General features: G+C 60.1%; 21 protein-coding genes. 13 read left to right on the top strand and 8 right to left on the bottom strand.

All coding sequences use genetic code 11. The annotated features are described in order from the left end of the window. Nucleotides 1-217 precede the first annotated feature (217 nt). Nucleotides 218-1,021 carry a hypothetical protein gene (locus ACI38B_RS01135; RefSeq protein WP_439729188.1) on the bottom strand — a complete coding sequence of 268 codons (804 nt, stop codon included), beginning with the start codon at nucleotides 1,019-1,021 and terminating at the stop codon, nucleotides 218-220. 272 nt (nucleotides 1,022-1,293) lie between these two features. On the opposite strand from ACI38B_RS01135, the gene ACI38B_RS01130 reads away from it, so the two are divergent. The 12 genes from ACI38B_RS01130 to ACI38B_RS01075 all read left to right on the top strand — a co-directional run bounded on the left by ACI38B_RS01130 (nucleotide 1,294) and on the right by ACI38B_RS01075 (nucleotide 15,716). After that, complete coding sequence (locus ACI38B_RS01130) at nucleotides 1,294-2,244, top strand: ADP-ribosylglycohydrolase family protein (protein WP_439729187.1); 951 nt, start codon at nucleotides 1,294-1,296, stop codon at nucleotides 2,242-2,244. A 47-nt stretch (nucleotides 2,245-2,291) separates the two neighbouring features. Next, nucleotides 2,292-2,597 (top strand): hypothetical protein, encoded by a 306-nt coding sequence (locus tag ACI38B_RS01125; RefSeq protein WP_439729186.1) that lies wholly within the window; start codon nucleotides 2,292-2,294, stop codon nucleotides 2,595-2,597. Between the two features lie 251 nt (nucleotides 2,598-2,848). After that, nucleotides 2,849-3,409 (top strand): hypothetical protein, encoded by a 561-nt coding sequence (locus tag ACI38B_RS01120; protein ID WP_439729185.1) that lies wholly within the window; start codon nucleotides 2,849-2,851, stop codon nucleotides 3,407-3,409. A gap of 58 nt (nucleotides 3,410-3,467) precedes the next feature. Further along, the gene (locus tag ACI38B_RS01115) at nucleotides 3,468-3,878 is read left to right on the top strand and encodes a hypothetical protein (RefSeq protein WP_439729184.1); all 411 of its coding nucleotides are present in this window, start codon (nucleotides 3,468-3,470) and stop codon (nucleotides 3,876-3,878) included. Then, a complete protein-coding gene (locus tag ACI38B_RS01110) occupies nucleotides 3,875-4,432 on the top strand; it encodes a hypothetical protein (RefSeq protein WP_439729183.1) in 558 nt (185 codons plus the stop codon). The genes ACI38B_RS01115 and ACI38B_RS01110 overlap by 4 nt, the downstream gene beginning before the upstream one ends. Nucleotides 4,433-4,701: 269 nt before the next feature. Then, nucleotides 4,702-6,150 (top strand): ATP-binding protein, encoded by a 1,449-nt coding sequence (locus ACI38B_RS01105; protein ID WP_439729182.1) that lies wholly within the window; start codon nucleotides 4,702-4,704, stop codon nucleotides 6,148-6,150. Nucleotides 6,151-7,347: 1,197 nt separating this feature from the next. Beyond that, nucleotides 7,348-8,025 carry a hypothetical protein gene (locus ACI38B_RS01100; RefSeq protein ID WP_439729181.1) on the top strand — a complete coding sequence of 226 codons (678 nt, stop codon included), beginning with the start codon at nucleotides 7,348-7,350 and terminating at the stop codon, nucleotides 8,023-8,025. A gap of 601 nt (nucleotides 8,026-8,626) precedes the next feature. Beyond that, nucleotides 8,627-9,985, top strand: a complete 1,359-nt coding sequence (locus tag ACI38B_RS01095) for an ABC transporter substrate-binding protein (RefSeq protein WP_439729180.1) — start codon at nucleotides 8,627-8,629, stop codon at nucleotides 9,983-9,985. A 206-nt stretch (nucleotides 9,986-10,191) separates the two neighbouring features. Beyond that, nucleotides 10,192-11,133, top strand: coding sequence for a carbohydrate ABC transporter permease (locus tag ACI38B_RS01090; protein WP_439729179.1), 942 nt, complete (start codon nucleotides 10,192-10,194; stop codon nucleotides 11,131-11,133). Between the two features lie 147 nt (nucleotides 11,134-11,280). Then, nucleotides 11,281-12,246 carry a carbohydrate ABC transporter permease gene (locus ACI38B_RS01085; RefSeq protein ID WP_439729190.1) on the top strand — a complete coding sequence of 322 codons (966 nt, stop codon included), beginning with the start codon at nucleotides 11,281-11,283 and terminating at the stop codon, nucleotides 12,244-12,246. Between the two features lie 144 nt (nucleotides 12,247-12,390). After that, complete coding sequence (locus ACI38B_RS01080; RefSeq protein WP_439729178.1) at nucleotides 12,391-14,592, top strand: beta-galactosidase; 2,202 nt, start codon at nucleotides 12,391-12,393, stop codon at nucleotides 14,590-14,592. A 59-nt stretch (nucleotides 14,593-14,651) separates the two neighbouring features. Continuing rightward, nucleotides 14,652-15,716 carry a LacI family DNA-binding transcriptional regulator gene (locus ACI38B_RS01075; protein ID WP_439729177.1) on the top strand — a complete coding sequence of 355 codons (1,065 nt, stop codon included), beginning with the start codon at nucleotides 14,652-14,654 and terminating at the stop codon, nucleotides 15,714-15,716. Nucleotides 15,717-15,841: 125 nt separating this feature from the next. Here ACI38B_RS01075 and ACI38B_RS01070 read toward each other — a convergent pair whose 3' ends face one another. Then, nucleotides 15,842-16,465, bottom strand: a complete 624-nt coding sequence (locus tag ACI38B_RS01070; protein WP_439729176.1) for a rhomboid family intramembrane serine protease — start codon at nucleotides 16,463-16,465, stop codon at nucleotides 15,842-15,844. Between the two features lie 349 nt (nucleotides 16,466-16,814). On the opposite strand from ACI38B_RS01070, the gene ACI38B_RS01065 reads away from it, so the two are divergent. Continuing rightward, on the top strand, nucleotides 16,815-17,492 hold the full coding sequence (locus ACI38B_RS01065; protein ID WP_439729175.1) for a hypothetical protein: 678 nt from the start codon (nucleotides 16,815-16,817) through the stop codon (nucleotides 17,490-17,492). Here the strand turns inward: ACI38B_RS01065 and ACI38B_RS01060 are convergent. The 6 genes from ACI38B_RS01060 to ACI38B_RS01035 form a co-directional block, all read right to left on the bottom strand. Next, on the bottom strand, nucleotides 17,487-18,299 hold the full coding sequence (locus ACI38B_RS01060) for a class C sortase (RefSeq protein WP_439729174.1): 813 nt from the start codon (nucleotides 18,297-18,299) through the stop codon (nucleotides 17,487-17,489). The two genes, ACI38B_RS01065 and ACI38B_RS01060, sit on opposite strands and share 6 nt — an antisense overlap. 26 nt (nucleotides 18,300-18,325) lie before the next feature. Beyond that, complete coding sequence (locus ACI38B_RS01055; protein WP_439729173.1) at nucleotides 18,326-19,063, bottom strand: HTH domain-containing protein; 738 nt, start codon at nucleotides 19,061-19,063, stop codon at nucleotides 18,326-18,328. A 226-nt stretch (nucleotides 19,064-19,289) separates the two neighbouring features. Next, nucleotides 19,290-20,954 carry an isopeptide-forming domain-containing fimbrial protein gene (locus tag ACI38B_RS01050; RefSeq protein WP_439729172.1) on the bottom strand — a complete coding sequence of 555 codons (1,665 nt, stop codon included), beginning with the start codon at nucleotides 20,952-20,954 and terminating at the stop codon, nucleotides 19,290-19,292. A 237-nt stretch (nucleotides 20,955-21,191) separates the two neighbouring features. Then, the gene (locus ACI38B_RS01045; protein WP_439729171.1) at nucleotides 21,192-23,282 is read right to left on the bottom strand and encodes a DUF7604 domain-containing protein; all 2,091 of its coding nucleotides are present in this window, start codon (nucleotides 23,280-23,282) and stop codon (nucleotides 21,192-21,194) included. A 569-nt stretch (nucleotides 23,283-23,851) separates the two neighbouring features. Then, nucleotides 23,852-24,160 (bottom strand): acylphosphatase, encoded by a 309-nt coding sequence (locus ACI38B_RS01040; RefSeq protein ID WP_439729170.1) that lies wholly within the window; start codon nucleotides 24,158-24,160, stop codon nucleotides 23,852-23,854. Nucleotides 24,161-24,177: 17 nt separating this feature from the next. Continuing rightward, complete coding sequence (locus ACI38B_RS01035) at nucleotides 24,178-25,008, bottom strand: YggS family pyridoxal phosphate-dependent enzyme (protein WP_439729169.1); 831 nt, start codon at nucleotides 25,006-25,008, stop codon at nucleotides 24,178-24,180. Between the last annotated feature and the right edge of the window lie 101 nt (nucleotides 25,009-25,109).

The following is a 25,109-nucleotide window of genomic DNA, read 5'->3' as shown; positions in this document are numbered from 1 at the left end:
ACCACCCCACAAACCCTACAAAACACACGCAAACACCGGCGTGTCGAAAACACCAAACAACACAACCAAACAAACCAACCAAACACCAAAAACAACCAGCTACACCACAAAACACACCCACAACACCACACGCCACGCTTAGTCGCAGCAAATCCGGTTACCCTCATACCCATTGCCACACACAGAGCCAAGTTGGCGTACCCCGACTATTCCCGATTCAATCAGTCGACATCCTTTCGATTGAGCCATCCGCTGGCGGTGCCCCAACTGCACATTTGAGTGACACACTTTCTTTCGAATGCGGAAGGTAATCGAGCACCCCATACCAAGTTCCGTCATCATGTTCCGACGCTTCTCCCCTCGTATTCATCGCATCCTGGCACGTTAGGAAATCCTGTTCGCCGATGCGGTATTTTTGCGGGTACAGATGCTGTAGTGTTGCCTGCGCCTGAACGTAATAGCTTTCCGGCGTATGGTCGAGCAAATCATTGACGGCTTCAGTCGCACCGTGCCAAGTACCTTCTTCGTAACTCACACTCGGTTTGGTGATTACAACTCGTTCCGGCATATCAAGATAGGGGACGTCCAAGAGGTGTCGGACGGCGGATGGCATGAACAAAACAGCACACAGGACGGTGACGATTGCGCCGAATCTCAACACCCAAATGCGAGCTCGAGTATAGATTTCAGGCTGTTTTCGCCAACGAAGCGCGACCAGGACGGTGATGGCAGCAAACCCAATCGGCGTAATACCGAACATGATGCTTCGCGCGAATCTGTTGACGAATACTGACGCAATCATCCACGCGATTGTGACGGCGACGGCTGCTGCAATCGGGATTTTGTAGGCGTTACGATTCTCGTCAGCAGCTTGTCTCCACTCGCGTTGTGCCGTCTGCTGCATCCGGGGAAATTCGATGCGAATCGGTTGGGAATCATCATCAAGCAAGGTGTCAACCGATCGGCGTTCTTGGTTAGAAACTTCTCCGTAGCCCGCTCTCCCAAATGACTCGTCCATCATGGGCTCCTCCTCGAGTGGTTTGTTCATTTCCCTCGTGCCCTTATACCTTTCCTGGTACTCGGCACCGTACATGGGTGCGCATCCCATTTTCGGCCTTGACATGCCATTGCCGGCAACTATCTGCATCGGCGTGTCGCGGCGATACGATGATACTCAATCCGGTTGCGAACCACCGCATTCGGAAGTAACGATGGTGCTCCACGAAGCAGGGGCGCAGGCAAGGGAACTGCGAGAATACGGCAGATCAGAATCGGTCAGCACAGAAGGGAAAGATGATGATTCAGCACACAATCTGGCATTGGGGTAAGTCGGCAGATGGGTCCGCACGGACGATTCGAGACGCCATGTATGGGGAAGCTGTCGGTGATGCATTGGGCGTCCCATTCGAGTTCAGGGCTCGTGACACTTTCACATGCACAGGCATGGCATGGGACCGCGCGAATGGAAGCGTCGGAGTCGGAGGTGGAGTTGGGGCTTGGCACCAGCCCATCGGCACATGGAGCGATGACACCGGGATGGCCTTGGCAACCTGTGATTCGCTGCGGGAACTCGACAGAGTGGACGTTGCCGATATGCGTGACAAGTTCATACGGTGGCGCGACAGCCAGGACTACAACGTTGACCTGCGATTCGACATTGGCGGAGCTACAGCGAGCGCACTCGCGAGCGGGCACGGATTGTCCGGCGAGCGCGACAACGGCAACGGCTCGCTCATGCGCATCGTCCCGCTGGCGTTCACGGATGCTGGCGACGACGAAATCCGCTCAGTGAGCGCGATTACGCACGCTCATCCGATAAGTTGTGAAGCATGCGTCACGTATGTTCGGTATGCGCGGTTGCTGCGGGATGGCGCGTCGCCGCTCGAGGCCTTGGATGACGAGCAGGTCGCGCACGGTCTGAGCGGGGTTGCTTCAAGCACTACCGCAGGAGTGCAAGTTGACGATTTGACGATCATTCCCAAGTTGAATCGAAAGGACGTTGCATCCAGCGGATTTGTTATCGACACCTTGGTGGCTGCGATCTGGTGTCTAACCACCACCACGAGGTATGCGGATTGCGTGCTTGAAGCAGTCAATCTGGGAGAGGATACTGATACGACAGCCGCGGTGGCGGGTGGCCTTGCAGGCATCGTCTACGGTATGGACGCGATTCCAGACGAGTGGTTGCATCTGCTGCGTGGTAAGGATGTGATTGACCGTTGCATCATTGTTGACAATGGATGATAGTTCGCACGTCAAATGTCGTGCCATGCCACACAGGAGTAGCAACCATGAGGACAACGGCAAATCCGAAGGACTCTCATCTGCTGACGACCTTTCGGGAACTTCGCCATAATGGCCGCAAACTCTTGGGAACCGTTGTCGATGGCGGGATCAGTGGCGCAATCGGCGGCTTATCCGAGCCTGTCGGCGTTACCGTCGCGAAAGAGTACCTCGGCAAAAAGGCCACAGGTTTGGCTGCCAAGGCAATCAGCACAGGCGTGACGTTCACGAGCGGCATCACCGGAAATGTCGCTGACCAGGTCATCTCCGATCGGCATGTTGATATCGCGCAGGCAGGATTAGCTGGCGCGTGAACAGTTGGCGTTGATAAAACCGCTGGGCGGATTTACCACAAATTCCATGGAACGGAGTCAATAAGTGCTACAACCCTGAAACAGACATCATACTTCGGCACACGAACTGTCCGTGGACTTCTCGATCTGTCAAAGAACAATACGAAGGCTCTGTGGGGAAGCGCGATGAACGGCGTACTCTTCGATTGGCTGACACCACAGTAAACAACATGGACTCTATCCAGCAATCAACACACGGCAACAGGAATGCAATGAAAGAAATACCGGAATTCTCGTTCCAAGACACCATACGCGATACATGCTGGGGACTCGCAATGAGCACTGCTTGGCTTATCTTCGGATGGCTGCGCCATGACAATATGTCAAACGCCATCCAATGGCCGGCCATCACCATGATCGTCGGATTCTTGGACGGCTTGACAGGTTCCCGGCCCCTGGTGATCACCCTGTGGTGGGCGCTCATTCTAGCCGAAATGGTCGGGTATCGGGTCTATTTCTGGGCTTGTGTTGGGCTCGCAGCGCTGTCCGCGTTCTATATCGGAATCAATATTGGCTCCAAATGCGGTTTTGTGTTGCGGCGAGCGATACACCGCCATAAAAATACGGCCGAGAATACCGACTGTCACGACACCGATAGTGTCCTGCACTCCCAAAGCCAACCATCGCAGCAACATGGAGCATCGACGGCTGAGGACATCCCGGCATGCCCGGAGAGTATCACGGACGACCAACCTGCACCCGCTAGCCAAGCAGCACACGCACAAACCGCAGAACAATGCGAAAACCAGCATCAGACAGAACAGCAGACTTAATCAGCACAACGAGAACAGCATCCTCTACGACGCCCCGAATAATCTGTGCGCATGGTATGTGCTGTTTCTCGAAGACGCCATCTTCCATTACGACGACAGCGAGCTATGGAAAAGCGAAGCAGCCGACGCAAGCGACCCCGGCGAGCTCAACGGTGTACTCGGGCTCGAAATCGACCCCGCGCACACCTGGCTCATCCCATACTCCGCGATTAAATCGTTCCGGGAAGACCAGTACAGCCGACACCTGGTCCTCACACTCACAGACAAGACGACATGCGAAATCGCCCTGACACCCAAGCACAGCATCATCGAATTCGGCAATCGCCTTGCCAAAAACACCAAGCAACGCCACGACCAAGCCAAACAACTCACCGCACACATCACCCAATACCAACACCGCAACACCTGGCAACAAACCGGCCTGAACACCCCAGACAACACCAACCACAAGGAAAGGAATATCCAATGAAGGCAGGACACATCACCAACTACTGGCCCGCATCCGCCGACCAGACAGCGCGCACGTACGGGTACCAGCCGGTCAGCGAATGCGAGGAAGCCATCGCCGCAGGCACCGCGGGTCCATCCCACAGCGGCGAGCGCGGGCTCGTCGATTACGGAATCGTCGAAGCGCAAAACAACGACGAGATCGTGTCCGTCAATGACAAGCATGTCTTGGCAGAAATGCGGGAACTCATACTCCTGGAGGACGCAGTCTTCATCAGCCCTAACCTGCACCTGTGGAAAAGCGACGAGTCCATCGTGCAGGGCGCCGACGACCCAGTCGATGGCGTATGCGGGCTGGAAATCAACCTTGAAAACACTGAGATCATCCCGTATTCTGCTATCCAATCCTTGCGCGAGGACGAGCACAGCCGTCACCTCATCATCGAAATCGACGACGGCACCCAACACGCCATCACACTGGCCCCCAAGCCGGGGCTGATCAATCTGGCGAGCCGCACCAAACGTCGCCATCAGCGCGCGGAGGAACTCGCCAAGCTCATCAACCAGCACCGGTAACCACCGATAACGAGCAAGTCGATTATCGCCGTGCAATTTACGCGCCCGTGCAGTGCAGATACGCCATTGGCTGTTTCCGGGTCTGCACGACACTCGCATTACGGCGATTCTCCCTTCTCGCGTTCCCCAACGCGACATGCTGCATATCTGTCTGCTGGAAAAAAGTGTGGCAGTCAACACTTTTTTCCGGAAATAAATGTCGATGTTGACACTTTTTTCGAGTTACGATGGTAGCTGACAGTACGGGTGCCTAGAAAAGGAGCAATCGTATGGAACAAAGCATCACGTCAGACGCGACAACCGACATGTTCATGCGCGCGCCGGAATTCCATCGCGCTCTCGATGACCATCTTGCACGCTGGTCGACAAGCCCATCACGCAAACCGCTCGTTCTGCTCGGCGCACGCCAGACAGGAAAGACGCATGCGCTGAAAAAACTCGCCAACAGACGATACGACAACCTCGCGTTTATTGATTTCTCGCAGACCCCGCAGGCAGCATCGGCATTCGAAGACTCAATCCGTCCATCAGATATTGTGCGCAGACTCGAGCTACTCCTGGGAATCAGCATCATTCCACGGCATACATTAATCGTCTTCGACGAAGTTCAATTGTGCGAACGTGCGTTGACATCATTGAAATACTTCTGCGACGAAGCGCCAGAGTACCATGTTGCGGTCGCCGGAAGTCTTCTTGGCGTCGCCGTCAACCGCAACAAGTATTCCTTCCCCGTCGGCAAGGTTACGCTGCTGCCCGTGCACCCCCTGACTTTCCATGAATTCCTCGACGCTCTGGGATTCTCCAACGCCATCACCGACATCCGGCATGGACTCGCAACGAATGCTCCCGTCGCGTTCCATGACTCGCTGATTACGCTATCGCGACTGTACATGACCATCGGCGGCATGCCCGAAGTGGTGCAATCCTTCGTATCAGCGCGCGGAAACGGCCCGCACTCACTCAACGATGTGCCGTCCACACACGCGCTCGCCGCGGCACGCACCGTGCAAACCGCCATCAACACCGCATACGAAGCGGACATGGTCAAGTACGTGCAAACCGAAGACAGCGCGAAAATCTTCGAAGCATGGCGCTCGATTCCCACACAATTAGCCAAAGAGAACCATAAGTTCCAGTACAAGGCCATCCGTTCGGGGGCACGTGCCGCGCAATACGCGCCGGCAATTGACTGGCTGGCGTCCGCAGGCATTGTGAACCTGTGCACGCAAGTCACGGAGCCGGTCTCCCCACTGGCGGCATTCGAAAACCCGACGGCGTTCAAGGTATACATGGAAGACACTGGGCTTCTGATGGCCCGGTATGGCGCCACGATGGCGCAATTGAACCCATCAGACTCCAAAACCGCGAATTTTCGCGGGGCCGTGGCGGAGAATTTCGTCATGCAAACACTGGTCGCCGCCGGGCTCAAGCCCTACTACTGGGGTACTCCCAGCAAAGGCGAACTCGAGTTCTTGCTGGATATGCCCTCTCCTGTTCACCAGTGGGCGCTCCCTCTGGAAGTGAAATCGGGACGACACGTCTCCGCTCGGAGCCTGGCTGCATTCCAAACCAAATACACCCCGGACTACGTCATTCGAATCAGCACGAAGAACATGGGATTCGACCATGGAATCCGCAGTGTCCCACTGTATGCAGTACAGGCACTCACCGAGGAACTGGCGACGGAAGCCTCAGGAACCGCGAGCCACGCGCACTGAGGTTCATCACGGCGATCGCGGCTACGTGTGGGACTGCATGTGGGACGAGATGCACGATTGCGATAAGCAAGCTACCAGTCAGACGCCCGCGTGCATCACAGAAAGATACCAACCAGCGGATACCGGCCAACGGATACCGCACCGATGGCATTCGCCTGTCGTGCGACACCGCAATCGCATGAGGGCCAGATACTGACCCCACTCCACCAACGACGAACCCTATCTTGCGGTTGTGAGACAGATACGTCGCACAGCAAGACGATAGCCCAGCCAAGTAGGTTGACTGCGACCGGTACATTGACACCTATGAGACCTGCCAGTCACACAGCGGGCAGATAGCGTCCTCAGCAGGCCATCAACGAACCGTATCTCGTTGCCGCGGGACAAGCCAGTCACAGTGCGGACAGATGCCACCCCCGGCGAGCCACCAACGAACCATATCCCGACACAGTGCAACCCACCAGTCACACCGCGGACAGATAACCAAGCCGAACGGGGCACGTGGCAACGACATTCAACCGCCATGCAACCCACCAGTCGCACAACAGGCAGATAACCGAGTCGAACAGCGCATGCGGCAACGGTATTCAACCGTCGTGCGACAGGTCAGTCACACAACGGACAGATAGCGTCCCCGGCAGGACATCAACAAACCGTATCTCGCTGCCATGCAACGGACCAGTCACACCACGGGCAGATAGCCAAGCCGAACGGGGTCCACGGCAACGGTATTCAGCCGCCGTGCAACGGACCAGTCACACCACGAGCAGGTAGTGAACAGATAGCGGGCAGATACCGGCGGCATCGGCATCAACACCGATTGCACCGGGCCGCGGTGCGACGAGCTGATCGCACCACACGCAGATACAGGCGTTACCAAACGCACGACGGTTCCACTGGAGGATACCGATGAGTGACCGGCATGTAGTAGGCGTTACCGCACACACGACGGTTCCGCACGCACGACAGCTACCACACGCACGGCACACGTGCAGCCCCGACGCCCATCGCGACACGAACACAGCGACACGAACAGCACGACACGAACACAGCGACACGAACAGCACGACACTGCGGTCAATTCCCCAAATTCCGCGACATTCCGCGGTATGCTAGCGAACGTACGTACCATCGCATAGGAACACGCGGGCCGTCAGACCGGTCCAGCGGTCGCAGATCATGACGAAGGGAGAGCCAATGAACCGGCCGGTGCTGTACACCGACTTCGACGGGGTGCTCAACGCGTTCCCGGACAAGGAAATCCAAGACAACGGCGGAGTCGGGCACACACAATGGCTTGACGACGACGATCCCCGTGCACAGCTCTATAGCACAGAACGTGCATTCGTGCTCACCGGCGACGACATCGTGCGCACCCCATGCGGCTACTATCGCATCCGCTGGTCGCGCAACATCGCGCAGACCCTGCACCGACTCGCATCTGAAGGCGATATCGAACTCAACTGGCTGACGACCTGGCAACCATACTGCTCACGGATTCTCGATCCGCTGCTCGGCTGGGACCCGCACATCGAACACACCGCCATCTGGTACGACCCCATCTCATACGAACGCCGATACACCGGCAAATTGAGCACGGTATTCTCCCGAGTACGTTTCGAAGCCACCCAAGCCAACCCATCACCGGTCATCTGGCTGGATGATGAGGAATGCTACGAGACCGCGGCGGACAGAATCCGTGCGCTCTCCCCCAAGGCGCCCGTCCTTATGGTGCGGCCGGACGCCCGAATCGGAATCAGCCGCCGGCAGTGGCGCATCATCCAGAAATTCATCAGGAAGCCTGAGACATTCCCCGAGCTGACACTTGACGAGGAACCGACCATCCGCAAGTATCCGGGACATCTCGGATTCTGATTTCTCCGCTCGGGCCAGTACATGAAGTGCGGCTCGCGGCCATCTGCGATATCTGTAGCACCTGTCTATCTGCAGCACCTGTCGCGGGATTCTCGCGTATCAGGGTTCGACACACCGGGTAACAGCAGCATCGTTGATATTCCGCGGTGCATACGACTGGAAACAACCAGCGAGCACCCAACATTGCAGCCCGGCTACGGCGTCATAAAACCCCAGAATTTGAGGCGTGTCTGAGAATTTGACACCGTGGTACAACTGTGTATCATGTCAAGTAATGGTACACAGTTGCACCAGGTAGTTACCGACATGATTCCAAGGAGCAGCGATGTGAGGATCCGCTAGGTTGATACAACGATGTATCAGACAGACACTGGCAATCAAATCGCCAATGGCACTGCCGAATCCATCGTCCATCAACCATCGCCGGGCTGTCATCCTCCCGGCACACGGCAGATCACCACACGCCCATCCCCGAATCACTGACCGTCAGCCCAACACGCCGGCGGCCCGGCTGCCAAACGAGACATCGTACGTCCCGCCAGACAGCGTTCCAGCAACAACCACATCAGAAGAAACAGACAGAGCAGTCAGAGGAAACATCATGAACAACACGCAGAAAGCCCTGGCGGCACTCACCGCAGCAGCAACCATCATCGGTCTCGCAGCCTGCGGAGGCGGCGACAGCTCCGCAAACAAAGGCGGCACCGGGGACGCAAGCAAGGCGAGCCTCGTCTTCTGGGGCTGGGATACCGGCCACACCATGACCAGCCTCATCAAGGACTTCCAGAAGGAAAACCCTGGAATCACCGTCAAATTCAACAATACCGGCACCGCCTCCGACACCCAGACCGCACTGAGCAACGCCATCGCCGCCGGCAAGGGCGCCCCTGACGTGGTCATGCTCGAAGACCCGACCGTCACCCAGTTCGCCGTCACCGGCGACCTAGCGGATCTCAGCCAGTTCGGCGCCACCAAGCTCGCCGACGACTTCACCGCAGGACCTTGGAACAAACTCCAGTACAACAACAAGCCGTACGCCTTGCCCATCGATTCCGGCCCGGAAATGTTCTTCTACAATGACGCGGTCTTCAAGAAGGCGGGCGTCGACGGAACCAAGATCAAGACGTGGGACGACTATTACGAGGCCGCCAAGAAAGTCAAGGCCATCGGCTCGTACATGACCAACAACTCGGGCTCCTCCATGGAATACCAGCCGTTCACCGCGCAAGCCTGGCAGGCGGGCGCCCAGCCGTGGAAGGTCAGCGGGGAGAACATCACCATCAGCATGACCAAAGACGCCGGCATGAAGAAGTACATCGCCTTCCAGCAAAAGCTCATCGACGAGGACCTTATCGACACGAAGACCGCCAACTGGTCCGACAGCTGGAACCGCGAGCTCAACGACGGCACCATCGCGTCGCTGACCATCGGCGGCTGGATGCCAATCAACCTCATGAACGGCGCCCCCGACCAGGCCGGTAACTGGCGGGTCGCCCCGATGCCGCAATGGACTGACGGTGAGAAGGCCGCAGCCGAGGACGGTGGTTCCGCCCTCGCGGTCGTCAGCCAGTCCAAGCAGCAGGCCGCTGCCTACAAGTTCGCCGAGTACCTCACCCACGGCAAGGGCGCGCAGACCATGGCCGACACCGGCACCTTCCCCGCCCTCAAGAGCATCCTGAGTTCGAAGGACTTCACCGATCCGAACACCGAAGCGAACAAGAAGGTCAACGCGTACTTCGGCGGACAGAACGTCAACGAGGTCCTTGCTGAATCCGCCCAGCGCAAGGTATCCAAGTTCTCCTACCTGCCGTACAACCCGTTCGCGCAGTCCAGCTTCGGCGACCAGATCTCCAAGGCGTACAGCAAGGAGATCACCCTCGAGCAGGCCTTCGCCAACTACGGCAAGGCGCTCACCGACCACGGCAACCAGCAGGGCTACACCGTGACCGACAAGGGCTGACACCCGACCGATACCAGACCTGCCCCGGCGGCAGCCGCACAGCCGCATACGAGAGGCGGGAACAGCTCACAGCAGTCCCGCCTCTCGTCTTCTGCACGCGACACCGTCTTCCAAACCGTTCGCAACACACGGAATCACACGGCATCCCAAACCAAACGCAACGACGCGTGACTCGGGAGCCGCATCAATACAAGAAGAAGGAAATCATGACCCAAGCAGCAGCAACCGCAGCCGTAACCGCCCCGGCACAGCAATCCGCGAACGATGCACCGGTCAACAAGCACAAGGCCGATTGGCGCGGATGGAAATTCATGTGGCCGTTCGCCGCGGTATTCATCTTCGTATTCATCATCCCCATCCTGTACGCCATCTACATCAGCTTCTTCCAAAAGCGCATGATCGGCGGCACAAAATTCGTCGGATTCGCCAACTACATCCGCCTGTTCCATGACCAGCAGTTCTGGAGCGCGGTCGGCCGCGTGGCGCTGTTCACCGTCATCCAGGTGCCAATCATGCTGTTCCTCGCGGCAGCCATGGCCTTGGCCCTCGACTCGATGAAACTGCACGGCACGAAATTCTTCCGCATTTCGACCTTCCTGCCCTACGCGGTCCCCGCAGTCGTCTCCACCCTGATCTGGGGCTTCATGTACGGGGCGAAATACGGTCTCGTCGGCTCCTTCAACAGCACCTTCGGCACCCATCTCGACCTGCTCGCCCCGAACGTACTGCTCGCCTCCATCGGCAACGTCGTGACCTGGGAATTCACCGGTTACAACATGCTGATTTTCTACAGCTCGCTGTCCACCATCCCCCACGCCTTGTATGAAGCGGCATCGATTGACGGCGCAAGCGAATGGCAGACCATCAAATCCATCAAACTGCCGGAACTGAAAAGCAGCCTCGCCATCACCGTGATCTTCTCGATCATCGGCTCCTTCCAGCTGTTCAACGAGCCGTCCATCATGCAGAACATGGTGCCCGGCAACGCCATCAACACGTACTACACGCCCAACATGTACGCCTACAACCTCAGCTTCGCCGGCGGGCAAAGCAACTATGCGGCGGCGCTCGCGATCACGATGGCTGTCATCACCATGGTCATCGCCTACGTCGTCCAGCTCAAGAGCATGAAGGAACAGATGAAGTGATGCCGCCTGTCCGCGCCCGGCAACGCAGCCGCAGCACGGACCCGCGCCGGCCTGCACTCATCCAAACAACGAAAAGGACCCATCATGAGTAACACAGCTTCAGTCAGCACCGTCAGCACATCGATCCAGCATCAACCGCAACCAGCCATGACCGCACGACAAGCCGAACGCGCCGCAAGGCAAGCGGAAAAGGCCCGCCAGCGCAGAGTAGCCAAAGACGAAGCCGCAGAACGCAAGCGCGCTGCAAAAGCGGGCTTCGCCAACGTGGCCAACCCGCGCCGAAGCACCCTGCTGACCCTCGTCTGCGGCATCTTCGCCGTCTACTGCCTGTTCCCCTTCGTCTACCTCGCCATCAACGCGACCAAGACGCAATCCGACTTCACCTCGACATTCGGCCTCGGATTCGGCCACACCTTCGCCCTGTGGGACAACATCAGAACCGTCTTCACTTACGACGGCGGAATCTTCGGACGCTGGCTGCTCAACACCCTGCTGTATGTGATTGCAGGCGCAGGCGGCGCGACCCTGCTAGCCATCATGGGCGGCTACGCGCTCGCGAAATTCCGGTTCCCCGGGCGCAAAGCCGTATTCGCCGTGATCATCGGCGCGATCTCCGTACCCGGCATCGCACTGGCGGTCCCCCAATTCCTGCTGTTCGCCCAGCTCAACCTCACCAACACGCCTTGGGCGATGATCATCCCCTCGCTTATCAGCCCCTTCGGCCTGTACCTCATGTGGATTTTCAGTGAGCAGGCCGTACCGACCGAACTGCTTGAAGCCGCACGCGTCGACGGCGCCTCCGAGCTGCGCACCTTCTTCCAGGTGTCCTTGCCCCTGCTGTCGCCCGGCATTGTGACCACCTCGCTGTTCACCATCGTCGCCACGTGGAATAACTACTTCCTGCCGCTGATCATGCTCAAGGATTCCAACTGGTACCCGCTGACCATCGGTCTCAACCAGTGGAAGGACCAAGCATCCACCGCGGGCGGGCAGGCGATCCAGAACCTCGTGATCACCGGGTCGCTGATAACCATCATCCCGCTGGTCATCGCGTTCCTGTGCTTGCAGAAGTACTGGCAGTCCGGACTTGCGGCGGGCGCAGTCAAGGAATAGACGACCGGCCCAGCCAGCGATACCGCAAAACCTGCGACACCAGTAAAACCCGCACAATCAGCACAATCACCAAGGCTGGGGCGCAGCCCAGACCACCGCACCCCAGCCGACCCATCGCACAGCACAGCATCGGAGCGTGATCATATGCGACGCACTTTCCAATGGCCAGCAGTACTCAGCCCAGCCTCGCATGATAGCGAAACCAAGCAAAGCGAGCACCCCTCCGCAAGCACGACAACAGCACACCGGCGCAACCGCATCATCTTCGGCGGCGACTACAACCCCGACCAATGGCCGCAATCCGTGTGGGACGACGACATCAGGCTGATGCGTGAAGCGGGCGTCAACACCGTCGCTCTGGCAATTTTCAGCTGGGACCGCATCCAGCCGGAAGAACACCGTTGGGATTTCGATTGGCTCGACCTGATCATCGACAAGCTCGGGCACGCCGGCATCGCCGTCGACCTCGCCTCCGCGACCGCCACCGCCCCTCTGTGGCTGTACGAAACCCATCCGGAAGTCCTGCCGCGAGACAAATACGGGCATGTGGTAGGCCCCGGCGCCCGACAGTCCTGGAGCCCCAACAGCCCGGTGTTCCGCGAATACGCGCTCACCATGTGCCGCAAACTCGCCGAACGCTACGGCCGCAACCCCTACGTCGTCTCCTGGCATATGGGCAACGAGTACGGCTGGAACAACCGCGAGGACTACTCCGATGACGCCCAGCACGCCTTCCGCGACTGGTGCCGGCGTACATACGGCTCAATCGATGCGCTGAACGCCGCATGGGGCACCACGTTCTGGGGACAGGAAATCCACGATTTCGACCAGGTGCTCATCCCGCGTTACATGGGCGCGGACGCGATGGTCAATCCGGGGCAGCAACTCGATTTCGAACGGTTCGGCAATGACGCGCTCCTCGACTTCTACAAGGCTGAGCGCGACGCCATCGCGCAAATTTGCCCAGACAAGCCGTTCACCACGAATTTCATGATTTCCACCGACCAATGCCCCATGGATTACGCGCAATGGGCACACGAAGTGGATTTCGTGGCCAACGATCATTACTTCCATGAAGGAGCCCTGCACCTGGACGAGTTGAGTTGTTCGGATGCGCTCGTCGACTCGCTGGCCCTCAACCGCCCATGGTATGTGATGGAGCATTCCACTTCGGCAGTCCAATGGAAACCGCTCAACGCGCGCAAACGCAAGGGCGAGCTCACCCGCGACGCGCTCGCGCACATCGCCATGGGTGCCGATGCCATCAACTTCTTCCAATGGCGTGCCTCGGCCTTTGGCGCCGAAGCCTTCCATTCGGCCATGCTTCCCCACGCGGGCGAAGACACCGCGCTCTTCCGGGAGGTCTGCACACTCGGACGCACCCTGGAGCAGCTCGCGAACGCCGGTCTGGCCGGCAGCAGACTGCAACGCGGCGACACCGCCATCCTCTTCGACGCACAATCGCAGTGGGCGACGCGCTCACAAACCCTGCCGAGCCGCAAACTCGACCATTGGCATGACGTTCGTGACTGGTATCAGGCGTTCCTCAACACCGGGATGCGCGCCGACGTGGTGCCGCTGGCATACGACTGGAGCGGGTACCACACCATCGTGCTGCCCACTGTCTTGATGCTCAGCGATGCCGACACCCGCAGAATCGTTGATTTCGCACAAGCCGGCGGCACAGTGGTCGTCGGGTATGCCACCGGGCTGGTGGACGAGCACTTCCACGTCGGGCTGGGCGGATACCCAGGGGCCGGTCAGGGATTGTTGCGTTCCATGCTGGGGATTCGCGGTGAGGAGTTCAACATCATCGGGCCCCAAGCCGACGGGGATGCCGACGCGATCGCATTGACGGCGACCGGGGCGGTTTCCGACCCCACCAACAGCCACACCACCGCGACGAGCAGACTGTGGCAGAACGTCATCAGTATCACCGACCCGCATGCGCAAATACTTGCCATCTATCACGGCAACGCCGCCGACGATTGGGATCTGGACGGCGTACCGGCAATCACCCGCAACCGGGCCGGCAAAGGTATCGCGTATTTTCTGGGATGCGACCTTGGCGTCAACGACCTCACGACGTTCATTCGTCTCAACCTCGATGCAACGAATACGCACCCCAATCCGGACGTGCTTCACACCGTGCGTACCAGCGACACCGCTACCTTCGACTTCTACTTCGCCCGCGGCAAGCAGGGCGCGGAAATCAGCCAGGCATCGGGCGAACCGCTCGTCATATTCCGCGGCTCACCCGGCTCCGGCACCGGCTCATACACATTGCAACGCAACGGCGTGCTCATCACCATGAGAAACCTTACGACACCATGCGCCGATGAATAGCGCCGAAATCGGGAACACGCCCTGATTTTGGGATAGAATCAGACGAAAACGGAGGCGATATGAGCGAATCAACACAGGGCAAGAAACGCGCCACCCTGCGCGAAGTGGCCGAAGAAGCCGGCGTCTCGCTGAAAACCGCCTCCAACGTCATCAACCATTCGGGACGCATGTCCGACGCCACGCGAGAAAAAGTCCAGAACGTCATCGACAAGCTCGGCTACCGCGTGAATGTCGCCGCACGCAATCTCAACCGCGGCCACACCGGGGTCATCACACTCGCCGTTCCCAGCCTGACCCCGCCGTATCTGTCAGAACTCGCCAATAAGGTCATCGACGCGGCTCGAGCCCGGGGATATTCCGTGTACGTGATCACCTATGCCGAAGACCCTGCAGCCGGCGTGCGCTCACTCCTCGCCAATTTCAACACCACCGTCTCCGACGGGATGATCCTGTCCGTTTCGGAAGCCGATGATTTGACCGAAGACGATCTTGACGTGGAATATCCCCTCGTCTGCCTCGGTGCCCGCTCCACCCACGGGAAAGCCGACCATGTCACCACCGACGACGTGCAGGCCGCCAGGCAGGCCGCCGGATTCCTGATCGACCACGGTTCAAGCAAACTTGCCGTAATCGGCGCTCGCAACGGGTCCAAGGATCCGACGCTCGCATTGGAAGCGACGGAAGGCAACGCCCAGTTGCGGTTGCGCGGCGTACTTGAGGAATGCGCGGAGCGCGGGCTATCGCTCGACCCGCATCTGATCGGCGACACCGGCAACGACTGGTCGATTGGGTCGGGGGCGCGTATGGCACAGCACCTCATCGACACCGGCATCCCGTTTGACGGAATCGTTGCGTTCAACGACCAGCTGGCGATGGGCGCGCTGTTCACGCTCGCCTCCAACGGTATCGCCGTCCCCAGTGGCGTGCAGGTCATCGGGTTCGACAATATCGACGAAGCCGCGTATTTCCAGCCGCCGCTAACCACTATGGATTCGATGATCGACTGGATTGCGCCCACATCCGTCGAGCGGATTCTCGAGCGAATCAGTCACGACAAGCCAATCAAACCGAAGGACATCGTGCGCGCGACCCGGGTGATCCGCCGGGCGACCACCCGGGAGTAGGGGCATCGGGCCAGGATGGCGAGCGCCCAGTGGTGTGGCGGCTATGAGAAACGACCCGCGCCACCAGTAACGCGTCTGGGCGGCGGGCTGGCGGATTGACGGGGACGGGAAACGCCCCTGCCACATCACCGTACAAACAGCACGGCGAAATACACCAGCGTGACCACGATGCCGCCAATCAGACCGCCCAGATGGGCCCACATGTTGATTTCCTTATTCGTCAGGCCAGGCGCAATGCACAACGCCACATTGAGCAGCACCGCCTTGAAGTCAAGGAACTGGTTGAGCCCGGGGACGAACAGCATTGCCACATAGACGCCCAGCAGGCCGCAGATTGCGCCGGAAGCCCCTGCGGACACCACATAGTATTCGCCGCGGGATTTCTGGACCCGCCATGTCAGCAGGTTGCCGCACAATCCGGAGACGAAATACACCACCAGCATGAACAGGGACCCACCCAGCAGGCTCGAGCCGAATATTCGTTCAACCAGCACACCAAGATTGAACAGGGACAGCATATTGCACGCCAAGTGGGTGATGCCGAAATGCACGAACATCGATGTGATCATGCGCCACCATTGGCCATGTTCGAGGTCCCAGACCGTCATCGCGCCGAACCGGCGGGCGACGTCGATATTCGTGCTGCCGCCGGAGACGGTTTCGATGATGAACACGATGACGTTGATTGCAATCAGAACGAATGTCGCCGGGGCGATGGTCGCCGCCGTCTGGGCAATGGTGTCCATCATGGGCCTCCTTCTCTACGCGTTTCACCGCAACGGTCCGTCATCGGGTGGTGCACCGCCCGTGCCGTGCCCTCGGATTTCAGGGGCCGCAGGCATTTTCCAGCTGCGGATACCCCGGTTGCGGATACCTCGACTGTACCGCCGGGCGGGGTCAAGGAACGGGCGGTTTGAGCCAGTGCACCCAGGCAACGTCCGGACTCAAATTACAGCAGAAGCACTGCGATCATGCCGCCGCGAACTTCCCGACGCGGGAGTACAGTGTCTTGCACATCGACGCTTGGTACGCAGGCCGCCCGTGCCTGTATCGTCAACGCGAACGGGGATCGCCCAAGGTCCAAGGAAGGAGGACACCATGAACCGCCCGGTCATCTACACCGATTTCGATGGCGTCCTCAACGCCTTCCCTGACAGCAAGATTCAGCGTCGCGGCGGTGTCGGCCACACCGGGTGGCTCAAGCCCGACGACCCACGCGCGTCCCTGTACAGCCGGGACCGCGCGTTCCCTCTGACCGGCAATCTTGTGGTCGAGGTGACGCCCGGCAGATACCGTCTCCGTTGGTCGCGCGAACTGGCTGACGGGCTTCACAAGCTCGCCGTCGCGGGCATGGTCGAACTGGCCTGGCTGACCACCTGGCAACCGTATTGCGTCAACACCCTCGACCCGGCACTCGGTTGGAATCCGGACATTGTACATACCGTACGCTGGTACGATCCCGTCACCAATCAGGGACGATTCTCCGGCAAACTCGACACGATATTCTCCCGCCTGCGCTTCGAGACCTACCAGGAAGACCCGTCGCCAATCATTTGGATTGATGACGAGGAATGCTACCCTGCGCGAGCCAAGTACATCGAAACGTGGAAGCCGGCGGCGCCCCTGCTGATGATCCGTCCGGACGAGCGCATCGGCATCTCACGCCGGCAGTGGCTGATTATCCAAGATTTTGTCCACCATCCGGATGAGTATCCGCCCGTCACCCTTGACGAGGAACCGACCATCCGCGCCCATGCCATGCATCACGGGTTATGAGCCCGACTTCCGCCGGCCTCGCCACACCAGATATCCGATTCCCCCGCCGATGGCAAGACCGCCGGCAGCGAGCGCAATCCAGCACCACACCCGCGTCGTCGGCCCCGCATGCGATGTGCGCCCCCGATCGGCCTCCGCCGTAGCGTTCGGCACACGCACCCCGGAGACCAACAGCCGATGCGTATTGACGCCATACGGCGTGCAGGTCATTAGGGTCACCCGATCCTCGGTGCCGGAAATCCGCAATATCGCGGTGTCCTCCGGCTTGATCACCGTCACCCGGTCAACGCGGTACGTCATCGTCATGCCAAGCACCGTCAGGGAAAAGCGGTCGCCGACAGCCATCTCATCGAGCCGGGTGAACATGGACGCCCCGGCAAGCCCGCGATGTGCGGTAATTACTGCATGAGTCGACGCGCCACCCACCGGCAGGCTTGTTCCCATCAAATGCCCGGCCCCCGCGGACAACACGTCCGACGATGTACCGCGTCTGATGGGCAAATGGACCCCTATCGACGGAATCGAAATGGTGCCCATCACCCCATCCGGAGTTTCGAGCGCCGACCGATACGCTTCGGCGGCTTGGCTGTCTGGGGCAACGCCAAGTGTCGGCTGCCCGCTTGCCGCCAGCCAACGGTTGTACGCCTGCGCTTGGGCGAGCGCCCGGTCGCGTTTTGTGCTCGGCCACGCCGCCACGGCGCGTTCATGATCGTCCGCGATTGCGGCGAGGCGTCCCGTTGACCATGCGCGCACAATCGGCGGAAGCAGAATCAGAACGATTGCCGCGGCAAGAAGCACAGCAGCCACGACCCTCATGGCGATGATTCGCCGTTTCACCGGCAAGCCCCGCATGTGCAGGCCGCCCGCATGGCTTCGATGGTCCGCTCGAGTTCCACGATTCGCCGGATCTGCTGGGAGATGAGCACGTCACGCAGATCCTCCGATTGCCGCCTGTCCGGCCGTGATTGCCGGTCGGCGGCCGCACGGGGGTTCACGGCCGAATTCGAATTGCGGGCAACGCCCATGGCTGATGTCGCCGCCGCTGAAACCATCCGCGTCGAGGGCGAAGCGGATATGGCGGATGCGGCTGGCGAGACCGGCACACCGGACGCGGCATACGCACCAGGCGCCGCCGGAGGAGCCGATGCCGCTGCCCTTCTCCCACCGATGCCGGCACCCGTCCGCATATGTGTCTGCGCTTGACGCCAACGGTCGAGATCCCGCTCGTACGCCTGATCTTCAGCAAGCTGTTCAGGCGTCTCCTCCGTGCCGATGTTGCGCCACCGGGCGATGCACCGCTCAATGCGCTTGTATCCGATCAAGGCGGAGTCCAAGCCAGCTTCGCGGAAAATCCGCGCTGGCGACTTGCCCTGCCGATATTGGCGCATGCAGACGCGCTTGAACGCTTCCGTATACCGTATTCTGCCTGCACTGACCGCGACTACTGCCGGAAGGGATCGCAGATATCGCAGCTCTTCCGCGGTGAATGTGCCGTCCGGCAGGTCCAGCCGTTGTCGAGCACGGCTGAGTTGTCGCAAAACCAGCAGGCGATGTGGCGCTGTTCGCGTCATCGTCGTCTCCTTTTGTTCACGTTGGTAACGGTGTTCATTTCCGGTTCGGCGCCGGCCGGCTTCCCCCGCCAGCCGGCAACCGCCCCGGAACGGCATTGGGGCAGCATAGTACCTGATGAAGCCTGAATATATGCCCCGGGCGTACATCCGAACAGCACACCGTGTGCGATTGTGTTCGATTGCACGGCCTCGGCAGCTTCGTCGGCTTGGGCCGCCCCGCACGCCGTTACATGCGTCGTTCCATCCTGCGGACGATGGCGAGCGAGACGCCTGCCAGCGCCAGAAGCACCGCCGCCGAACCCGCAATCAGCATGCCGCCTGCCGCACCGGTCAACGGCAGTTCGGTCAACGATTTGACGTTGCGCACCCGGATGGCGCCGTCCTTGTCCACAGTGACCAAATCATACGGGTCGAGTCCGGTGTCGCTGAAGGTGACGACCGTACGCCGGTCTGTGACATCGTAGGTGAGCGTCACTTTGAACGAACCGGTCACCTGCGCGGCCCCGTCCGCGACACGGGTCTCACGCACGGTGTACGTGCCGTCCTCCAATCCGGAGAAGGTGACCCGGCCATGCTCATCGACATCCGCCGCATAATCCTTGTTGTGCATCTGCACCGGCTCGCTGTTGTCCGCATCATATAGCGTGAAGCGCGCACCGGTCACCGTGGAGCCGTCCGCGAAATACTTCTCGAATTGGAAGGTGTTGGTGTACACGTTCACTGTGGTGGATTTCCCGGATGCCACGCCGCCTACGGTCACTTGGGCGCAGTTACCGGCCACCTGGTCGTCAGCGGCATGGTCGTTCACGGTGGCCTTGTAGGTGACGGTGAACGCTTCTCCCGCGGCGCTTTGCATGGTGTCCAGCACGCTGCGGGCGATGGTGACGGTGAAGGTCGGGGCGGACCCGTCCTCCACACCCTTGCCATCAACGGATTGCTCCGCCGGATCGACGGTGTAGTCGGCGGCCGGAAGGGCGGTGCCGTTCTTGCCGTATGTCACGGTGATATTGCTTTTCGAGGTGTCGATGCTCAACCCGCGGCTCGCGTAATCCTCGAACACGTAGGTGAAATCATCGCCCTTGCCGGTCGTCGACGGGACGGTTCCGGTGATGTGGTAGGTTAGCTCGTCGCCCACCCGAACAGTGCCCTGTTGGTCGCCGGTCACGGTTTTCGTCGGTGGGGTGCGATACGCCTCGTTTTTCACGATGACGCTGCCGTCGGTCTTGAAGATATCGTGCTTCGTGCCGACCAGCATGGTCAGCGAGCGCACGGATGCGGGCATGTCCGTGACGCCGTCCGGCAGTTTCTCGGTGACATCGACGATCGCGTACAGTCCACCTTGCAGCCCAGTGATAGTCAAGGGGTCTTGCGTTGCAGTGTATTGTGCGCCATTTGTCTTGACATAATCGGCGAGCGCATCGGCGAACAGACGCGAACTCGCATCTGCGGCCCACGGGAAGGTGGTGCTCTGGTCGATTGGGGTGCCGCTGACGGCCTGCGCCCACATGAGCGGGTCGACGCCTTCGGGCGCTTCCTGTTGCAGCGCCGCTTTGATGGCCTGGCGGACCGCGGAGTCGGCTTGGCTTACGGTGGTCAGTTCGGCGGAATCGTCACCGTTGAATGTGGCGATAGGCGCGACAGCGAAGGTATGGCCGATGATTTCGCCTCGCGTACCGGCTTGGATGATAATCGATTTGTCGTTTTCCGCCGCAGCAGCCGGACTCGGGGCGAGCGCCGCCGTACCGAGCCCGATGATGCCGAGCAACGCCACGCCCGCCGCTGCAATCGAGCGGATCGGCGATGGCTTGTCTCCCCACGGCGATGACGGATGGCTTGTTCTGGACGAGGCCCTGTTCCAGGCCTGCGAAACGATATGTATCAGGGATGTCATGATTCCTCCTCCTGCGGTGTGTTGCTGGTCACGGTGGGCGTGAACTTGAATATGGTCTGGGCTACAGCGGTGCGAATCCGTGCTGCGGCGGTGAGCGCGGGTCGCCGGATTGGCGTTCCCGACCGGCGTGGAACGCATGGTTCTCATACATTCGGCTCTTTGGAGCCATCCGACTCAGCGCACTGAGCACACTCGCCGGGTGAATCGGACAAATCTGGCGTATCGGACGAATCTGGTTCATCGGACGTCCCTTTCGACGACACGCCTGCGGGAACGCCTCAGAATCCACACGCCTGTTCCGGCGAGCGACAATCCGACGGCAAATGTCAGCCACGGACGGTCCAGATGGATACCGGAGGCGCCGGTGAGCGGAATCTGGTCGGCGAGAGCGGGGGCCGCGGTGTTGACTATCGTGCAGGTGGCGTGTATACCGGGCGCGATTGCCACATCGCCTTCGGATGAGACGCTGAGCGGGTTGCCTGACGCATCAGCGCATGCCCAGCTGCCGGATTCATACCGCGCGTAATTCTGGTACGGTTCGCCATCTACGGTGTAGTCGTCGTTGTGTGTTTCAGCCAGACGGTAGGTTCCCGGTTCGACCATCTTCGCGGGCAACGCAGCGGTATGCTCGTCCTCGCGTTCGGATGGCGCGGCCGGGCTGATTCCGCTCCCGCTTGCCGCGTCCCCAGATGATGCTCCCGGTTGTGGGGCGGAGGCGGAGACCAACGATGCCGACAGATTCCAGGCGGCCGGCTGCGCGGGAGTGTACGCGGTCGCGTGGGTGTTATCCACGGTTTTTACGAGCGTCAGACTCGGCGCGGCGACCTGTACGACCGGCCTCGCGTATGCCGCGGTCAGTTCGTCGGACACGCTTTCCTCGCTGCTATCCCCGCTGACGGTGAGCGTGACGGTCTTGTAGCGCAACAGTGCCGAACCTTCCGCATTCGAGAAGAATCCGGGCTGCCCGGAGCTTGTGGCGTTTCCGGGAGCATCGGTCAGTTCGTCTCCGGTGTCCGGGTACTCGCCTATTTCAATGAAACTCCGGTATGCCGCCGCGGTCGGCGTGATGTCAATGGATACGCGGTAGGTGGTTTCCGGGTCCAAGGTCTTACCGTCGGGCATGCGCAAGGTCAGGGTCCCCGTCGCCTGGTCGAAGGCGGCAACCATGCCGTCGGTGGATACCGCCGAGCCGTCCGCCTTGCTGGCGCTGATCTGCGGGGTGACCACCGCGTGGGCATCAGTGGCGGACGACCCGTCGTCGTCCAACGCGACCACCCATGAGGACAGGGTGTCGCTGATACTTACGTCACGGTACCGGATGGTCGATGTGATGATCATCGCGATATCGTCGAAGGCATCCGCAAGACTGTCCGGATCCGTGCCCGAATAATGGACACCGTTGGCCGCAGTCGCCAACGCCGCCATATTCGTCTCCGCCGCTTTGCCGGCACTCACCGTGAACAGCGCCGTCCCGGTCGCACGCTTGTTGGCCTCCGCGACGGCCGCATCGAAGCAGCGGCCGTCGGGATCGGAGCTGCCGTTGCCGTAGACGCCGTACCGGTTGTTCCAGTCATCGCCGCCCATGACAGACGTGCGGAAGGTCGGCGAGCCGTCTGAAAGCATAACGATATATCGGCAATCGGCAGTACTGCCGTTCAGCAAACTGTTCGCGGCATGCATGCCGGCCTCCCAGTTCGTGCCACCGCCGGCGGACGATGACGCATCCAGCCCTTCAAGCGCCGTGGACAGCGCGGCCGCGTCACCGGTCCATTGGCTGCCATTCATGGGAACGATGCTTGCGTTGGTATCAAAATCAACCAACGCGATGCGTACATTGCCGCCGGTTGACGGGTCGAGTAGCGTCGTGGCGAGCCGTTGCGCCGCCTGCGTAACCACCTGCCATCGGGTCAGGCACGTGCTTGGCCAGTGGCAGTCAGGATCCTCATGCTCCGCCATACTGCCCGAGGAGTCCAGCACAAGAACCACGTCGGCGCTTTTATGGTCGACGCTGCCGCTGGTGCTCTCTGCACCGGTAACGCTCAATGTGAGCCGATACCGCGCATCGTCGAGGCGTTCGATGGTTTTTGTATGCTCCGGTTCAGGAAGTTGCGCAGTTGCGCGGTCTGCCGCGGGGCGTGCCGTCGGTTGCGGACCAGCCTGTTGGGAATCGGCCTGCGCTGAGCTTGTTTGCGCCGAACTGACTATCGCCGATTCGGCCTGTGCCGAGCCGGCCTGTGCCAATCCAGACTGTGCCAATCCAGACTGTGCCAGCCCAGCCTGTTCAGCGGCATTCACGGACGCTTCACCCGGCAGCGCACAAACCGCCATTGCGAACAAGGTCAACGCACATATCGCGAATGCGCAGATGGCCCGATACCGATAACCGGTACGCCGACAACGCTTCGCGACTCCCGTCGTACCTCCATCCCGTCGTCGTGTCATGGCTCCTCGCTTTTCCTCCTCAGACGCGGCTTCCATGCCGGAGACCGCCTGTTCAGTGGTCGATAGCGGCAGTGTAAAATCCGCGCCACGCTGCGCGGAACCCCCATATTCACCCCGAATCACGGGGACGGGGAGACTTCTCCCCCGTTAAACTTGTCCACCGGCACGGTTCAGGCGACTTGCAATACTCCCCCTTCCACCCTTCGTTTTTCGCGATTTCTCCCCTATCTCACGTATTTGTCCGAATATTGGACATTCAGCGACGTGGAAGACCTCACGGCAGTCAGGACCCTACCGAAGGCGGGTGTGCGATGACAAACAGAACATGCCGGGACAACGGCGACGCCGGCATCTGCGCCCGCAACGCCCATGGCCGCACAACGCCACATTCCCCATCAATTTGATCATGGACGGCAACCGAAGACGACACGCACGGCTGCAACGCAACACCGAAATCATCGATCAGAACGGACGGAAAAATCCCTCTCTCCCGATACCAGTGGCACGACATCGATATCGACATGCTCAACACGGCTCCAGCGCGGCCCCGCTTCCACCGCACTCTCGAAACGTTCCAGGTCAATCCCCTCGCCTTGAGCCTCAAGCTCGACCGAGCCGTCCATACGATTGCGCACCCAGCCGGTCAGCCCGTACCGACGCGCTGCCATCACCGTGAAATAGCGGAATCCCACGCCTTGCACCATGCCGGTGACCAGCATATGCACACGTGAGTGCGATGCGGGCCTGTCCGTCTGCGACGCCATACCGAACCGACCTGGAATCAGATGAACGCGCGCGGGCCGAAAATCGCGGTTCCCACGCGCACGATGGTTGACCCTTCGGCGATGGCGAGCGCCATATCGTTCGTCATGCCCATCGACAGTTCGTGGCAGTGCATGGTGCCGGGCGTGCCGGCCTGAAGAATCCGGTCACGCGTCTCGCGCAAGTGGGAGAAGCCACGGCGAATCACCGCTTCGTCGTCCACGTGGGCGCCGATAGTCATGAGGCCTTGCAAATCAAGACCTTCGAGCGCTCCGATCTGTTGGGCGAGATCGACGGCCTGAGCCGGGTCACACCCCGACTTCGATTCTTCACCGGACTCGTTGACTTCCAGCAGCACGCCGGCGGTGATGCCGCGCGCGACGGCGCGACGGGCGATTTTCTGCGCCAAATCAAGGGAATCTACGGATTCGATGGTTTCGACCACCGGCAGCACCTTGCCGATTTTGTTGCTTTGCAACTGGCCGATGAGATGGAAGGGGATGTGATGTTCCGGATTGTCGTCATGCACATCGTCCTCACCGACGGCAGCGCCCAGCGAAAAACCGCGCGCGGCGCACTGTCGGGCAAGTCCTTCGGCCTTGGCGATGACCTCCTGCGGGCGGTTCTCACCGATCATACGGACGCCCGCATCGATGGCGGCCATGATCTCGCCGACATCACGCGTTTTCGTGGCGGCGAGCAGCCTGACCGAACCCGGCTCTCTGCCGGCCTCCATCTCCGCCTGGGCGATGCGGTCCAGCACGCGATGCACGCCGTCCGCAATCTGTTGCGCCCGGCCCTCGTCAATGGTCTCGTTCGCCAGATCCTTGTGATCCATATACGCTGTCATGCATGCCTCACATCCGCCCGCGGACACGGCTCGCCCCCGCAGGTTGTCCTGTTTTCCTGGTCCTCATCGTAGTAGGTCTTGTGTATCGCAACGATGATCGT

Source organism: Bifidobacterium sp. (assembly GCF_051876855.1).
In the GTDB taxonomy this organism is placed as follows: domain Bacteria; phylum Actinomycetota; class Actinomycetes; order Actinomycetales; family Bifidobacteriaceae; genus Bifidobacterium.
This window is presented reverse-complemented; position numbering and strand designations above follow the sequence as displayed.

Excerpts from the sequence above, each read along its gene's own strand:
- ACI38B_RS01085 (WP_439729190.1), top strand. The coding sequence starts at position 11,281 with ATGACCGCACGACAAGCCGAACGCGCCGCAAGGCAAGCGGAAAAGGCC.
- ACI38B_RS01050 (WP_439729172.1), bottom strand. The coding sequence starts at position 20,954 with ATGACATCCCTGATACATATCGTTTCGCAGGCCTGGAACAGGGCCTCG.
- ACI38B_RS01105 (WP_439729182.1), top strand. The coding sequence starts at position 4,702 with ATGGAACAAAGCATCACGTCAGACGCGACAACCGACATGTTCATGCGC.
- ACI38B_RS01075 (WP_439729177.1), top strand. The coding sequence starts at position 14,652 with ATGAGCGAATCAACACAGGGCAAGAAACGCGCCACCCTGCGCGAAGTG.
- ACI38B_RS01070 (WP_439729176.1), bottom strand. The coding sequence starts at position 16,465 with ATGATGGACACCATTGCCCAGACGGCGGCGACCATCGCCCCGGCGACA.
- ACI38B_RS01045 (WP_439729171.1), bottom strand. The coding sequence starts at position 23,282 with ATGGCGGTTTGTGCGCTGCCGGGTGAAGCGTCCGTGAATGCCGCTGAA.
- ACI38B_RS01110 (WP_439729183.1), top strand. The coding sequence starts at position 3,875 with ATGAAGGCAGGACACATCACCAACTACTGGCCCGCATCCGCCGACCAG.
- ACI38B_RS01130 (WP_439729187.1), top strand. The coding sequence starts at position 1,294 with ATGATGATTCAGCACACAATCTGGCATTGGGGTAAGTCGGCAGATGGG.
- ACI38B_RS01125 (WP_439729186.1), top strand. The coding sequence starts at position 2,292 with ATGAGGACAACGGCAAATCCGAAGGACTCTCATCTGCTGACGACCTTT.
- ACI38B_RS01100 (WP_439729181.1), top strand. The coding sequence starts at position 7,348 with ATGAACCGGCCGGTGCTGTACACCGACTTCGACGGGGTGCTCAACGCG.
- ACI38B_RS01035 (WP_439729169.1), bottom strand. The coding sequence starts at position 25,008 with ATGACAGCGTATATGGATCACAAGGATCTGGCGAACGAGACCATTGAC.
- ACI38B_RS01055 (WP_439729173.1), bottom strand. The coding sequence starts at position 19,063 with ATGACGCGAACAGCGCCACATCGCCTGCTGGTTTTGCGACAACTCAGC.
- ACI38B_RS01040 (WP_439729170.1), bottom strand. The coding sequence starts at position 24,160 with ATGGCGTCGCAGACGGACAGGCCCGCATCGCACTCACGTGTGCATATG.
- ACI38B_RS01090 (WP_439729179.1), top strand. The coding sequence starts at position 10,192 with ATGACCCAAGCAGCAGCAACCGCAGCCGTAACCGCCCCGGCACAGCAA.
- ACI38B_RS01065 (WP_439729175.1), top strand. The coding sequence starts at position 16,815 with ATGAACCGCCCGGTCATCTACACCGATTTCGATGGCGTCCTCAACGCC.
- ACI38B_RS01095 (WP_439729180.1), top strand. The coding sequence starts at position 8,627 with ATGAACAACACGCAGAAAGCCCTGGCGGCACTCACCGCAGCAGCAACC.
- ACI38B_RS01120 (WP_439729185.1), top strand. The coding sequence starts at position 2,849 with ATGAAAGAAATACCGGAATTCTCGTTCCAAGACACCATACGCGATACA.
- ACI38B_RS01135 (WP_439729188.1), bottom strand. The coding sequence starts at position 1,021 with ATGATGGACGAGTCATTTGGGAGAGCGGGCTACGGAGAAGTTTCTAAC.
- ACI38B_RS01080 (WP_439729178.1), top strand. The coding sequence starts at position 12,391 with ATGCGACGCACTTTCCAATGGCCAGCAGTACTCAGCCCAGCCTCGCAT.